This is a genomic window from Anabaena sp. FACHB-595, assembly GCF_048568275.1.
Taxonomy (GTDB): Bacteria; Cyanobacteriota; Cyanobacteriia; order Cyanobacteriales; family Nostocaceae; genus Trichormus.
The window spans coordinates 1,129,335-1,143,964 of record NZ_CP183473.1; the positions used below are offsets into that span (position 1 = coordinate 1,129,335).

9 protein-coding genes and 1 pseudogene are annotated in these 14,630 nt (G+C 40.0%); 6 read left to right on the forward strand and 4 right to left on the reverse strand.

Annotated elements, in window-relative coordinates; all coding sequences use genetic code 11:
* Nucleotides 1-80: 80 nt before the first annotated feature.
* Nucleotides 81-1,712, reverse strand: coding sequence for an alpha/beta hydrolase (locus ACN222_RS04820; RefSeq protein WP_010995143.1), 1,632 nt, complete (start codon nucleotides 1,710-1,712; stop codon nucleotides 81-83).
* Between the two features lie 495 nt (nucleotides 1,713-2,207).
* Here ACN222_RS04820 and ACN222_RS04825 point away from each other — a divergent pair, with 495 nt between their 5' ends.
* The 6 genes from ACN222_RS04825 to ACN222_RS04850 all read left to right on the forward strand — a co-directional run bounded on the left by ACN222_RS04825 (nucleotide 2,208) and on the right by ACN222_RS04850 (nucleotide 8,402).
* The gene (locus ACN222_RS04825) at nucleotides 2,208-3,158 is read left to right on the forward strand and encodes an ABC transporter ATP-binding protein (protein WP_010995144.1); all 951 of its coding nucleotides are present in this window, start codon (nucleotides 2,208-2,210) and stop codon (nucleotides 3,156-3,158) included.
* Between the two features lie 40 nt (nucleotides 3,159-3,198).
* Entirely contained in the window at nucleotides 3,199-4,887 is a 1,689-nt protein-coding gene (locus ACN222_RS04830; protein WP_044520788.1) for a hypothetical protein, read from the forward strand.
* 348 nt (nucleotides 4,888-5,235) lie between these two features.
* Entirely contained in the window at nucleotides 5,236-5,991 is a 756-nt protein-coding gene (locus ACN222_RS04835) for an ATP-binding cassette domain-containing protein (protein ID WP_010995146.1), read from the forward strand.
* Between the two features lie 75 nt (nucleotides 5,992-6,066).
* Nucleotides 6,067-6,699 (forward strand): ABC transporter permease, encoded by a 633-nt coding sequence (locus ACN222_RS04840; RefSeq protein WP_010995147.1) that lies wholly within the window; start codon nucleotides 6,067-6,069, stop codon nucleotides 6,697-6,699.
* A 44-nt stretch (nucleotides 6,700-6,743) separates the two neighbouring features.
* Nucleotides 6,744-7,652, forward strand: a complete 909-nt coding sequence (locus ACN222_RS04845) for a glycine betaine ABC transporter substrate-binding protein (RefSeq protein ID WP_010995148.1) — start codon at nucleotides 6,744-6,746, stop codon at nucleotides 7,650-7,652.
* 30 nt (nucleotides 7,653-7,682) lie between these two features.
* Entirely contained in the window at nucleotides 7,683-8,402 is a 720-nt protein-coding gene (locus tag ACN222_RS04850) for a phytochelatin synthase family protein (protein ID WP_044520790.1), read from the forward strand.
* A 140-nt stretch (nucleotides 8,403-8,542) separates the two neighbouring features.
* Here the strand turns inward: ACN222_RS04850 and ACN222_RS04855 are convergent, their stop codons facing one another.
* The 3 genes and pseudogenes from ACN222_RS04855 to ACN222_RS04865 form a co-directional block, all read right to left on the reverse strand.
* Nucleotides 8,543-9,358, reverse strand: coding sequence for an SGNH/GDSL hydrolase family protein (locus ACN222_RS04855; RefSeq protein ID WP_084789130.1), 816 nt, complete (start codon nucleotides 9,356-9,358; stop codon nucleotides 8,543-8,545).
* A 106-nt stretch (nucleotides 9,359-9,464) separates the two neighbouring features.
* Nucleotides 9,465-9,687 (reverse strand): annotated as a pseudogene (locus tag ACN222_RS04860) (IS4 family transposase); the annotation flags it as partial.
* A 4-nt stretch (nucleotides 9,688-9,691) separates the two neighbouring features.
* Nucleotides 9,692-13,252, reverse strand: a complete 3,561-nt coding sequence (locus ACN222_RS04865; RefSeq protein WP_010995152.1) for a PAS domain-containing protein — start codon at nucleotides 13,250-13,252, stop codon at nucleotides 9,692-9,694.
* Nucleotides 13,253-14,630 lie beyond the last annotated feature (1,378 nt).

A 14,630-nucleotide genomic window follows, 5' to 3' on the forward strand; every position in this document is an offset into this window, starting at 1 on the left:
GTTGTCAGTTGTTAGTTGTCATTAGAAAATAAGTTGTATACAACATCTGTACATTAATTATTTCCCCCAATCCCCAATCCCTACTCCCTAGTTTCCATCAATTGTTCAGCAGTTAATGACTGCAAAATACTGAGATTTAGAGGAGCTTGGCTAATGGATTGAGCGTAAGGCGGCTGCAAATAAGAGCGATATTCAGGACTATTGAGTAGATTGGCTTTTAAAAAAGCCACACTTAAAGCCCTGAGATAGGAATAAGCCGCAGTTCTGTCAGGGCCAAGCAGTCCACTTGGTACAGGTAGGACATTATTCCCTTGGGGTGAATCGCCGATGAGAGTGAAGTGGGTAGCGTTATCAATTAAGACTAAATATTTATAGGGGTTAGGAAGCCAAGTAAAAGGGCGAATTTGTTCGGGTACTGGTGGGGCGAAAATATCTTGGCTACCTGCTACCACCATCACAGGAAGTTTAATCTTACTGATACCGCTTTCGCCAAAAATAGAGCTACTAATGGGATTAATGGCAATGACTGCTTTAATACGGCTGTCTTGCAACTGATAATCTTGTGGCAATAATTGATTAGCTTCACACTGTAACAACAACGATATATTCAAACTAGAATTGTCGGGGTTACAGTCCTGGTTGAGTTGGTTAAAATTTATTTTTGCCCCACCCAAGGACAAAACCGTATAACCACCAAAAGATTGACCGATCGCCCCAATTTGTTGAAAATTAAGTTTACCCTGGAGCCTGGGATCAGACTTTTCCAAACGCTGGAGTTCATCTAGAAGCACCTTAATATCTAAAGGTCTGTCAATAAATTCTCTAGGTTCTGGCGGACTGGCCAAACCTGCAAAATATTGCTCGAAGCGTTTAGCGTTACTACCAGGATGTTCCAATACAGCAACAGCAAAACCGTAAGATGCTAGATGTTCAGCGAGGTAAATAAAACTATAGCGGTCTGAGGCAATACCGTGAGAAATCACAACCAGGGGGAAAGGTGGTTGTCCTTGAGTATCTGTATTTGCTTGTGGTAAATATAAATCTACTGGTAGACGGCGATTGCGTTGAGGATCATTTAAAGTGAAATTGACTATTTGCCAACGAAACTTTCCAGGCGATCGTAAATCTGGCAATTGAGATAAATTTTGATTAGAAACAATAGCTTGAGCTACCGCGCTTTGTTGCAGAGAAGCAACGACTCTATCCCTATTTTTAGTCAATTGTGACAAGTCATCAACTATTCTCACACCCTCTGAGAAATTCAGCCGCAAATTATCACTAGGAAAATTACGTAAAACATTAATAACTGAGAAACCCTGTGGTTTAGCTGCGGATAGAATCAATGCAGAACGCAAAGCATAAAAGCCATTGCGGCGGGAATCAGTTTGTACTATGTCTCCCAGGCGTTGCAAAACCTGTTCACCGATGGGTGAGTAAGTAATTTGAGATATGAAGGTAGGAGTTACATCAAAACGTTGTTGTAGAAATTCTCGTAGTTGCGCCAACTGTGCGGGAGTTGCACGTTGAGCATAAAACTGTAAATCACTATCAATCTTCCCTTCCTTAGCAAAGGTTTCTAGCGAACTAACAGGTAAAGAAAATTCACCAAAAGGAGGGTAAAAAAGACTGATACGTTCAGCGCTTAAACCTGGTTTAGCAGCAAAACAAGTAGACAATAAACCTAAACTCAGATACTTCAAAAACCTTTTCATGAAAATAATCCGCTTGCCTACCTCGTCCAAACAAACTGTGTGTGTCAGTCGTTAGTTGCAGTCGTTCTTGATCTAGTTTAATGTGCCTTTCCTCCGAACCAAGGCTTAATTAGGGTTCCCAGACTTTTAGCAAGTGGCGCGGCGGTCTTAAATAATATTAAAACCACTCACCCCTAACCCAACAGTGGATAGAAATTGCCAATGGGTGATACATCACGAATATGCTATTTTCACCATAAAGCAAGTGCTTTCTTTCTTATTCTCTCATTTGCATTATCAACCATGCTAAATAGTCACATTAATCATTACGTCTCTTAATTACATCTATCCCAGGGAAGCTTATTTTGGGAGAACAAGTGAAGTAACAGGGAAAAATAAGCGGAAACTCTAGACCACTGAAAACCCACAATCAGTTTCAATTTCCGAAACAGAACTGGCACAATCTGTATACACAAGGTAGGTTAGTGTTTAAACAACAGCCGCACTCTAGCAGCTATGGTAAAAGAATTAGCAATTCGTACCCGTGGATTAACTAAGCAATTTGAACGACACATTGCTGTCAATGACGTTGATTTAGAAATCCAAATGGGTGAAGTATATGGGTTAATTGGGCCGAATGGTGCGGGAAAAACAACTCTCATCCGAATGTTAGCAGCAGCTGAGGAACCAACTACGGGGGAGATTTATATTAATGGGGAACATCTCCGACTTGATAAAAGTAACCCTACTCTCAAGCGTCACCTTGGCTACCTACCTGACGACTATCCTCTGTACGAAGATTTAACAGTCTGGGATTACTTAGATTATTTTGCGCGGCTGTATCGCTTACGAGAACCACGCCGCACTCAACGCCTACATGAAGTTTTAGAACTAATACAACTGGAAAATAAACGTAAAAGCCAAATTTCTACCCTATCGCGGGGGATGAAACAGCGTTTGAGTTTAGCGCGGACGATTATTCACGAACCCATTTTACTACTATTAGATGAGCCTGTTTCTGGGCTTGATCCTATTGCGAGAATGCAGTTCCGGCAAATCATTAAAGCGTTGCAAGAAGCGGGGATGACAATAGTAATTTCTTCCCATGTTTTGAGTGACTTAGCCGAACTTTGTACATCTGTAGGGATTATGGAGTTAGGTTTTTTAGTAGAAAGCGCTTCACTGCAAGCACTTTACCAACGACTTTCTCAGCAACAGATTATGTTATCTACATTGGGTAGTTTAGATTCTCTTATGAGTGAGTTAAAAAATTATCCATTGGTCGAGCAATGTGAGACAATACCGGGAAAAAACAGCATAAGGGTGAATTTTGCTGGTACACAAGATGATTGTGCAGAATTACTGCGATCGCTCATTATTTCTGGTATTCCCATAACTAACTTTCATTGTACACAAGAAGATTTAGAAAGTATCTTCTTAAAATTAGGACACAAACAAGCATCTTAATTAGTCAATATTACCAATGCCTATTTTTGGAGTTCTTCCAATGATGCAAAATTTTATGTACAAACTAAGCGAATGGAATCCTCAACTGTTACGAGAAGTTAAAGGACGTTGGCAACTTCGTAATATTTTATTGGCCGTTGCCGTATCTTTGCTAGGCCAATTCATACTCTTTATCTATTGCCAAACTCAACTACCACCAAACTATATCAATTCCTCCTATGAATATACCCATAAATATTGTACAGGAGCTACTCAGAACTTTAATTTACCACCATGTTTGTTAGATAAATATGATCGTGTCATTATTAACTGGCAACTATGGAGTCAAGATGTCTTTATGTTGCTAAGTTTCACTGCTATCTTGGCTCTCTTGGTAGGAGGAGCTTACTTACTTATCAGCGATTTAGCAACAGAAGAACGGCGAGCTACACTCAATTTTATTCGACTAAGCCCCCAATCGCCTGAAAGCATTCTCTATGGCAAGATGTTAGGAGTTCCCATTCTCTTGTATTTTGGGTTATTACTAGCAGTTCCGTTTCATTTATCCTTAGGGATAAACGCGCAAATTCCCTTAATTCAGATTTTTTTCTTCTATGGAATTTTGATAGTATCTAGCATTTTCTATTATAGTGGAGCCTTATTATTTGGTTTAGTAGGTACTTGGTTAAGCGGCTTTCAATCTTGGTTAGGTAGTGGGTTAATTTTAGGGTTTCTCTTACTTGCTAAAGCAGCCTTGCGAGATGGCAGAACAGGTAATTATCCATTTACCATCTTTCAGTTATTTAGCCCTAATTATTTTCTAACCGATTATACTGGTGAATTTGAATTTACTAGGCTTCATTGGTTCGCTATACCCTTGGGAAGAAGTTTTCCTATTATGGTATGCTTCAATATCTTGGTTTATTTAATTGGAATTTACTTTTTTTGGCAATCTCTAAACCGTTGCTATAGAGATAAAAATGCCACTATGTTGAGTAAAAAGCAAAGTTATTTATTAACCTCATGCTTTGTTATTTTTACTTTGGGACTCGCCAATTGGCAAACACAATTCCTAGATAAATCTCACTCTTATTTAGGATTAAAGGAAAATTTAGCTACCTTAATGTTTTTAGATTTGTGGCTATTTTTGTATCTGATTGCAGCACTTACTCCCAACCGCCAAACCCTACAAGATTGGTCACGTTATCGACATATGTATATGTCCCAGCAGCTAGGCAAAAGCAAATTAATCAGCGATTTAATTTGGGGTGAAAAAAGTCCGGGCATCTTAGCGATCGCCATCAATGCCATAATTGCTATTAGCTGTTTAATTTTCTTTACTTTAGTCGTACCAGGATCTACATCTGATAAGCTTATTGTCCTTCTATCTGTAGTTTTTGCAGGTAGTTTAGCCATCATTTATGCAGCCTTGGCTCAACTACTCCTCTTGATGAAAAATGAACAGAGGCTCTTTTGGGCTAATGGGATGGTAGGCACTGTTATTATTTTGCCACCAATCGTTTTAGCAATGTTGTTTTCTAACCCTAACTATCAAACTTTTCTGTGGTTATTGTCTGTGGCTGCACCAATAATTATTTTGTACCCATCAACTGGCTATATAACACCAATGACTGCTTTTTTAGCACTGTTGGGACATGGTGGAATTTTGGGTTTATTAATGTTTCAAATCACGCGTCAGTTGAAAAAGTCTGGAGAATCAGCAACAAAAGCACTGTTAGCCGGGAATTAACCAAATGATTTAGTGTGACAAGTAAAACCCTGGTTTATAAGGGAAACCAGGGTTTTTAGTTTGCCGGAATGATTTTAAGTAAAGAGACAAAATTATTTGTAGAATAATTAGAGCAATTATCTCTGACGAAGCGTAATCCATCGTTCTATATATAATTTTGTAAATTTTAGATTCATTTCTTCTATACTGACTACATAAAAATCTATATACTTCTACTGTTTAGTTTTTGAATTACAGTAGTGTAAAAAATAGTTATCTTTTAAAATAATCAAATTTGATGCCTATGTTTACCTTAAGTAATTCATAATTTCTCGTTGAATCACGAACTACGAATTACAAATCAATCTCATGCCGCAAACCAAATCAGCAACGATTGAATTCCGCGATGTTACATTTAGCCGTAATCATCGTCCTCTCGTATCCCATCTCAACTTTTCTATCTACGAAGGAGAAGCACTAATATTACTTGGACGTAGTGGTAGTGGCAAAACTACCACCATGAAATTAATCAATCGCTTGTTCACGCCCACCCAAGGCGAAGTTTTATTTCAAGGAATACCTACAAATCAGTGGGATGAAATTAAACTGCGGCGCAAGATTGGTTATGTAATTCAAGAAACTGGCTTATTTCCTCATTTCACCGTAGAACGCAACGTGGGTTTAGTACCAACTTTAGAAGGCTGGCTACCCAAACAAATTAAAACGCGAGTTTATGAATTGCTACACTTGGTAGGCTTAGATCCAGCACACTTCGCTCAACGTTACCCTCATGAATTATCTGGAGGACAGAGGCAAAGAGTCGGTGTGGCTAGAGCTTTAGCCGCAGACCCCCCAGTTTTATTAATGGATGAACCCTTTGGCGCACTTGATCCCATTACACGCCTAGAACTGCAACGAGAGTTTCGGCGATTACAACAGGAATTAGGTAAGACAGTAGTTTTCGTTACTCACGATATCCAAGAAGCCTTCGTTTTAGCGTCAAGAATTGGGTTAATGTATGGAGGAGAGTTGGTAGTCTTAGGAACAAAAGATGAATTTATGGCTTCCCAGCATCCAGAAAGTCTTGCTTTTCTACAATGTCTACATTCTCTACAAACTAGCTAATTGAACAATTCAAAATTCAAAACTCAAAAAAAATTCAAAACTCAAAATTGATAATAGCTCCCCAAACCCCAATTCATGAAAGATTTATTCTTAATTAAGTATGCTCCAGAAATCATACAACACACACTAGAACATTTATTTTTAGTAGGTATTGCTATTAGTATTTCCATTATTATTGGTATTCCTTTAGGAATTTTAATCACGCGCCAAAAACAACTGCGGCAACCGATTTTAGGTATAGCTAATATTCTCCAAACTATTCCCAGTTTGGCATTATTTGGCTTACTCATCCCCGTCCCTGTAATTGGTGGTATTGGCGCGACCCCAGCAATTGTTGCCCTGGCTTTATATTCTCTACTGCCACTAATTCGTAATACTTATACAGGGATTTCTGGAGTAGATCCGGCGATTAGAGAAGCTGGACGGGGAATGGGCATGACTGATAGACAATTGTTATTACAGGTAGAAATTCCCTTAGCAATGTCAGTTATTTTGGCTGGGGTGCGAGTAGCGACAGTTATCTCTATTGGAATTGCAACTATTGCAGCTGCCATTGGTGCTGGTGGTTTGGGCGTGTTTATTTTTCGAGGAATTGCTGTGGTCAATGATCAATTAATTTTAGCTGGGGCAGTTCCTGCGGCTGCAATTGCTCTATTGGCTGACTTATTAATTGGATTTCTAGAGCAAAAATTAAAAGTTAATTCATAATTAAGTTTTAGAAAAAGTATTATCTTTGTTTAAGTTAATTTATTATGAAAAAATTTTTAATATTTTTCTTATTATCTTTGACTTTGGTGCTGGCGATCGCTAGTTGTAGTCCCAGCACGAATACAAATAATGGTGATATTATTGTAGCCTCTAAAGACTTTACAGAACAAGATATACTAGGTGAAATTTTATCTCAACAAATTGAAGAAACTACTAACTTAAAAGTAGCTCGTCGTCCCCGACTAGGTGGCTCTTTTGTTTGTCATAATGCGATTCTTGCTGGCAAGATAGATGCTTATATTGAATATACCGGCACAGCTTTTACTGGTATATTAAAACAACCAGTAATTAATAATCCTCAAGTAGTTTACGAGAAGCTAAAACAAGCTTATAATCAACAGTTTCAACTGGAGGTAATGCCTAGCTTAGGTTTTGAAAACACATTTGCCATCATTGTCCGTGGTGAAGATGCTAGGCGCTATAAAATCCAAACTCTCACAGATGCGGCTCAATATACACCCCAATGGCGCGGTGGCTTTGGCTATGAATTTTTAGAACGAGAGGATGGTTTTCCTGGGTTAGCAAAAACTTATGCTTTAAAGTTTACTAAACCACCGCAAATTATGGACTTGGGTTTAATATATCGTGCCTTAATGCAAAAACAAGTGGATATGGTAGCAGGTAACTCAACAGATGGACAAATTGCTCGTTTGGGTTTAGTAGTTCTCAAAGATGATCAACAATACTTTCCCCCTTACGAAGCAACACCAATTGTCAGACAAGAAACTTTAAGAAAATATCCCCAATTAAAAACAGCGATCGCTCAATTAACTGGTAGAATTTCTGCTGATGAAATGCGACAACTCAATTATTTAGTTGAAGGCGAATTACAGGACGTAAAAGAAGTAGCAAGGGAGTTCCGTAAATCTAAAGGACTCATCAAAAATCTCTAAGCGAAATTTCAGCATCTTTGTGTGATAGTTATGAAACTCTTTATCCCAGTAACAGTTATCGGATTGTGCCTTTCTAGTAGCCAAGTTCTGGCTCAAACTTTGACACTTTCACCTAACTTAATTGGCTTCAATTCCAATGAAGGAGAAAAATTATTACTTACAAGTCGCTCAAGAGAAGACTTTTTTCCTCTGAGTATGCAGTTTGTTACACAAGTTAATCAAGCTTACTGTGGTGTAGCTAGTATAATTATGGTGCTGAATAGCTTGGGAATTAATGCACCAGAAACAGCCCAATATTCTCCCTATCGTGTATTTACTCAAGACAACTTTTTCAGCAACGAAAAAACTAAAGCAGTAATCGCGCCCGAAGTAGTAGCTCGTCAAGGTATGACTCTCGACGAATTGGGAAGATTAATAGCTAGTTATGGTGTAAAAGTCAAAGTGAATCATGCTAGCGATACAAATATAGAAGATTTTAGAAAACAGGTAGCAGAAAATTTAAAGCAGGACGGAAACTTTGTCATAGTTAATTATTTACGTAAGGAAATTGGGCAAGAAAGGGGAGGACATATATCACCTTTAGCTGCATACAATGAGCAGACCGATAGATTTTTAATTATGGATGTTTCCCGTTATAAATACCCACCAGTTTGGGTAAAAACAACAGATTTATGGAAAGCGATGAATACAGTTGATTCAGTTTCTCAAAAAACTCGTGGTTTTGTATTCGTAAGTAAAACACAAGATTAGTATTTGATTTTTGAAATAGGCTCAAGGATAAGCATCACCCACCAAAACTACAACACAGTGGGCAATGCTACAGATACTTAGACTTTTTCCAGATTCAACTCTGATTCCTAAATAAAATAGAGAGATTTTAAATTTTAAATTTATCTGTCTACTCCCTGTTGATAAACTTGCAACGCAGTACGCCAAACCACATAACCTGCGGGGCTTAAGTGTAAGCCATCAGTGGTAAACTCTGAGCGTATATTTCCTTTTTGGTTAGTAAACAAGGGATACAAATCCAGATATTTAACACTTTGTTTAGTAGCTATACTTTGTAATTGCTGATTTAACTTCTGAATACGGCTGTTGGGAATAGCTAAAAGTTTTTCTCTTCCTTCCCAGGTTGCCTCCTCTGCCCCATGAGGCAAAATTGACTGGACAAAGATTTTAGTTTTGGGGTGAGTTTTTCGTAGGTAACGGAGAATTTGTCGCTGATTATCTAAAATGACTTCATCATTTACCCCACGAATTAGGTCATTAATGCCAATCATGACAAAAATCGTCTCTGGTTGAGTCTTGTCAAAAAGATTCAATCTTTGTAATAGTCCACGACTGGTTTCGCCAGAAATTCCTTGATTGAGCCAGTTCCTATCTTCTGGTAATAATTCGACGGGAAACCACAGACTTAGAGAATCCCCAGCCATTATGCTTAAGCGCTGGGGACGTTTTTCGGCAGCGACGTTGGCTTCTTGTTTAAGAATATCTACCCATTGTTGGTAATTGAGTTGGTGACGGGGACCTAACTCTGGTGCAACAGCTTGGGGTTGACTAACTGGAACCGAGAGGGGCGCATTACTGGAAAGGATAGACAATTTCTGCTGTTGCCAAATTAGCAAGATGACAGCCAGCATCAGTATGCCGTTGGATACCAGTGAGAAAAAAGCCCAAGCCGGAAAGTGTTTTGCAGAAGTTGACACGACTAGCGACATCTACCAATGATTTGACTCAGATTTTAAATCGGTATTAGTCATTAGTCATTAGTCAGTTGTTAGTTGTGAGCCAGTGCGGTCTTCTCTCTTTGGGCTACGGTGTACACACAAGTTTGCCCAGAGCGAGTTTCCACCCAAAAAAAGTAGATTCAAACTGCTCAAGACCGCGAACCCAAGTAGTAATGCCGGGAGGTTTTGGAGACTTGTAACCAGACCAACCACCAAGCCCTTGCATAATCCAAGTAGCCGAAGGAAGATAGGAATTTTGTTGCAGTCGAGTTTTGCAAGGTAGGAGCAAGAGTAGATAAGCATTGCTGTTACTCATGAAAAAAAGCAGGGGTGGAGTAGTTGGAAAATTGCCTGCACTAACTCCTCTGGTTCCACGGGTTTGGAAATATGTTGGTGAAATCCGGCGGCTAAGGCTTGTTGTTGGTTGATTTCCCCTGCATAAGCAGTTAGTGCGATCGCTGGTATTGTACCTCCTTCTTGTGGCAGCCATTGTCTAATTTGCCGCATTAGAGAATAGCCGTCCATTTCTGGCATACCGATATCGCATAACAGCAAATCGGGGATGAACTGGCTGAAAATATTTAACGCTTCTACTGCTGAGGCGGCTGTTGTTACTTGTGCGCCAAATTGTATGAGGATAAATTCGGCTAATTCCCGCATATCTGCATCATCGTCCACAACTAATATATGGGTACCTGTGAGGTCTGTCACATTTTTTAACTGCTCGTCATCAGCAGGTAACTCTTGCTCGACCAGATTTAAGGGTAGTCGGACGGTAAATGTTGCCCCTAAATCCTGTCCCAGACTGCTTACCTGGACTGTTCCCCCATGCAGTTCGGTGAAATGGCGGACAATGGCCAGCCCTAACCCCAGCCCACCAAATTGTCTGGTTGTCGCCCCATCTTCTTGACGGAAATATTCAAATACATAAGGCAGAAACTCCCGTGCAATCCCTTTACCGCTATCTTTGACTTGAATTTGGGCATAAAGATTCACCTGTTCCAGTTGCACCTCAATTTGTCCACCAGAGGGCGTGAATTTGACAGCATTAGAAAGGAGGTTCCAGACGACCTGTTGTAAGCGGTTTTGATCGCCCACAACGGTGGCAGAAATGGGTTTAAGTGTGGTCTGAATGTGAATGTTCTTGGCTTCTGCTGCCAATTGTACCGTTTCCAAGGCGGCTGCAATGGTGGCGGCTAGATTAACTGAGGCAACATTCAAGGTCATTTTTCCTTGGAGGATGCGGGAAACATCTAATAAATCCTCAATTAGTTGGGCTTGTAGCTTGGCGTTGCGTTCGATAGTTTCTAGGGCTTGTTCGACTTTTGTGGGGGATAGCTGCTTACTTCTGAGGATTCTTGACCAACCCAGAATGGGATTGAGAGGCGATCGCAATTCGTGGGACAGTACAGCAAGAAATTCGTCTTTGATGCGGTTGGCTGCTTCTGCCTTGGTGCGATCGCTTTGAGCTAACCGATACAAGTGGGCATTATCAATTGCTAAGGAAGCACGGTAAGCCAATTCTTCTGCTAGCTGCATACTGCCTTGGTCATATTTATGACCAGATTCGGCGGAGATAAAGGAAATCACGCCGAGAGTCCGTGTTTGGGTTCTCAGTGGTACTGTCATTGCAGATTTAAACCCAACTCGCCGCAAAATTTCTAAGTGTTCTGGGTCACGGGCTGATTGCACAAGTAATTCATCAGAAATATCTATTAATAAATCTGATTGACCAGTTCGTAATGTTAATGCAGCGCCTCTGGGATCATTCAAGTTCAAAGGATATTTGCGTCGGATTTCCTCTGCCCACTCCAGTTTAGCCGGGTCAACATGAGCCACCGCAATCTGCTCAATCAAACCATCTTCTGCCATCATGTGGACTGTACACCAATCAGCTAACTCTGGCACTGCCAGTTGTGCCAAGCGTTCTAGGGTGGTTTGATAATCGAGAGAAGAAGCCAGAACTTTACTTGTTTCTGAAAGAAAGCGTTGACCACGCTCTAATCTTATTTGCTCTGTCACATCCAACACGTAAACTAAAACATCCTCTACTTGATGATTTGAGTTGGTTGTGGGCAGATAGTAGACATTATAGTAACCAGGTTGGCGATCGCTGCGTCCGGGTACGTTGACAGCGAAACTAGGTGAGATGAAAGGCTCACCTGTAGTGTAAATGTCATGAAAGACTTGGACTAATTGGGGATCTGATTGACCAAAGAGTTCGGCAATTGAACGCCCCAAGTGTTGTTCACGGGTCAGTCCGTTGATTTGAGCTAAGGCTTGATTAATGGCAACATATCGCTGCTGGCTATCTAACAGGGCAATTCCTACCGGCGAGGTTTCAAAAATTGTTGCTAGTTGTCGTTGTGCGGCTTGTGCTACCGTCAACGCTAGTCGTAAGCGTTCTTCATTGTCTCGTAGCGCCTGCTCGATTTGTTTGTAATCGGTAACATCACGAGCAACATTTATTAAAGTTGTCGCATAACCATCACTAGCAAATTCTGGGACGATAAGGGATTGATACCAGCGAAGACCTGTTGGGGTGGGAAAACTAAATTCCACAACTTGTTTTTCACCTGTGTCAAAGGCTCGCTGTAGATTTTCACACCAAAAATTGCAGATTTCCTCCGGCATTCCCAATTCTGTATTAGTTTTCCCAATAAATTCCTCTGGTGGAATACCTGTAGCTGCTTCTACAGCAGGGCTGACATAAAGATGACGAAATTCTCTATCAATGCGGCTAATAATATCGGGGGCATTTTCCGCCACCATCTTGAATTCTTGCTCACGCTGTTGCAGTTCTGATTCTAAGTGTTTACGTTCAGTAACATCCTGAAAAACGATCGCAGCTGCAGCAATTTGTCCCTGACTATCTAAAATAGGCGCGGAGTTAACGCTGATGAAAATATGGCTGTTATCTTCCCAGCGTAACAGCATTTCCTCCTGAGAAATCACTTCACCAGTCAAAAGCGATCGCGGCAGTGGATACTCATAAGGATCGTATGGCTGTCCATCACAGCGAAAGGCTGCAAAGGGAGTCACTGGTGCATATTCTTTTAGCTCTAATGAATCTTCAAATTGGTACCTCAGAATCTGTTTGGCTTGTTCATTAGTAAGAACTAACTTACCAGAAGCCGCATCAGCAATCATCACCCCAGCAGGCATTTGTCGCAAAACCGCTTCAAACCGAGCGCGTTCAGTTTCCAGTTCATGGAGTAACCTTTCTCTCTCCGCTTCAGCTTGTTTGCGTTCTGTGATATCGCGGAAATAAACCGCCACACCCTGAGAAAAAGGATAAGCATTAGCCTCTAAGTAACATTGCACAGGCTCCCCAAATTCTTCCCAAGACACAGCAACTTGTTCTACTACCGCCCGGTGTAGTTCTTGGTAAGCCAAACCACCTACAAGTTCTGGAAAAACTTCATCCCAAACGTGTTTACCAATGAGTTCTGCTGGCGTTTTATGCAGAATTTTCACCGCCGCCTGATTCACATAGGTGTAGTGCCAATTTTCATCAAAGGCAACAAAAGCATCGGTAATGCTTTCCAGAATCGTTGTTATTTGGCGCTCAGTTTCTGGAGATGTGATGAGTTGGAGTTGTTGATTGTTAGTGATGTCTTGATGAAAGACTGTAGCTAATATTAGTTGCTGTTCAGGATTTCCAGCATTTGTGCTAATTGCTTCATCCGCGAGACTCTGCTCACTTCCCAAGTTACGGGCAAAATGTTCAATCAGTTCCGAACGAGAAATTCCCTGCTTGTGTGCTTCCTCATCAAGCGATCGCCATGCTGTACTGGTAAGAGACACACTATATCTGTGTTTCGGTTCCGAATCCCAATTACTAACAAACTTACCTGTGGTGTCCCGTTTCATGCAGATTCACCCGTATACATACACGGTTTCTTATATTCAACCTGACTTACTCCCTAATCAGGATCTTCCTTAAGACTGAGGTTTTGGCTACCAAAAAGTTTCAACTATATGGACTACTTTGGTGTTTCAGAAAAACTGATTCTACAGAATAGAATTTTTAAGAAACACTGAGAACTGTAAGGTAAAAATAAGTCTATTCCTTCTACATTTTGCGAACACACAGCTATGCTAGTCATGGACTGGCATTTTGTACCTAAGGGTAAATCTTGCCTCTAGATATTTTGTCAAATATACCCTCTTTGCTGATTTCTGCATACGTCAATAAGTTTATAAATTAAAGTAGATTTCTATAGATTTCTTTTTGGTATTTCCATTTAGAAATATGACTTTTGTCATAATTAAATCCATGACTTTTGTCAGAAGTATTTTTCTGGAATAACAGGTTTAATGACTTCAGTAAGCGAGTAATTGAACTTGAGTTTGATGTATTCGGAACAACCCTTTCCCATAGCTTGCTTCTCTTACGAGACGCTACCGCGAACCCCGACGGGGGGAGAGGATTAAAAGCCTTATTGCTTAGTAGTAAGTTGTATATCTTAAGTCCCTTCCCTTGTCAGCAAGGGGTTAGGGCTAGGTTCCGTAGAATTTACGTTAATTGAAGTAAAAGCTATTGATCCTTAATCGCACTGTATCATGACTGCTCGGCAATGCCCACCCTAAACATACTTGGATTTTTCTGAACAATCACAGACTAAGCCAATAAAAATCACACTGAATTCCTACATGGAATTAAAATCTACATTTTTATCTGAATCGCCGAATATAGCTACTCATTCTGTGGTTACAAATAAATAGATTTGTGAACTTTTCATACTTTTACAAATTTTGTTAGTTATAACCCTTACTGTTTAATATTTTCTATTTTCAACGAGGATAATAAATGAGTTATTACAACTTCAACGAGCATTTCTGGTCATCAAAAACAGTTTGTCTGCAAAAACCAAGTCAAGTAAATACTTCTGAGAGTAAAGCAAGGACAAGTCCTTATATATTATGTATTGCTAGTATATCTATAACGTTAATATTTGCAGCTTTTTTTACGGGAAATAATAGGAATCAAACAGGCGATATTATGAATATTAATCATAGTAATTGCTTAATGTTGACAAGAAACCAACAAATGCAACTTTACTGTTCTAATTCACAAAGATAAGTATCTTAGGACTTACGCACCCAGGTTTCCTATTAAGGCTGGGTGTAGAGGTGTAAGGGTTTTAAACATTGACACCCCTATACCCTTCTCCAAACCCTTGATTTTTCGTTTTCATGCGTAAGCCTTAGTAATATTTCTGCTGGCGGCGCACCCAATGACCAAGAA

Coding starts and splice junctions, on each gene's coding strand:
- ACN222_RS04820 (WP_010995143.1), bottom strand. CDS start 1,712: ATGAAAAGGTTTTTGAAGTATCTGAGTTTAGGTTTATTGTCTACTTGT.
- ACN222_RS04825 (WP_010995144.1), top strand. CDS start 2,208: ATGGTAAAAGAATTAGCAATTCGTACCCGTGGATTAACTAAGCAATTT.
- ACN222_RS04830 (WP_044520788.1), top strand. CDS start 3,199: ATGATGCAAAATTTTATGTACAAACTAAGCGAATGGAATCCTCAACTG.
- ACN222_RS04835 (WP_010995146.1), top strand. CDS start 5,236: ATGCCGCAAACCAAATCAGCAACGATTGAATTCCGCGATGTTACATTT.
- ACN222_RS04840 (WP_010995147.1), top strand. CDS start 6,067: ATGAAAGATTTATTCTTAATTAAGTATGCTCCAGAAATCATACAACAC.
- ACN222_RS04845 (WP_010995148.1), top strand. CDS start 6,744: ATGAAAAAATTTTTAATATTTTTCTTATTATCTTTGACTTTGGTGCTG.
- ACN222_RS04850 (WP_044520790.1), top strand. CDS start 7,683: ATGAAACTCTTTATCCCAGTAACAGTTATCGGATTGTGCCTTTCTAGT.
- ACN222_RS04865 (WP_010995152.1), bottom strand. CDS start 13,252: ATGAAACGGGACACCACAGGTAAGTTTGTTAGTAATTGGGATTCGGAA.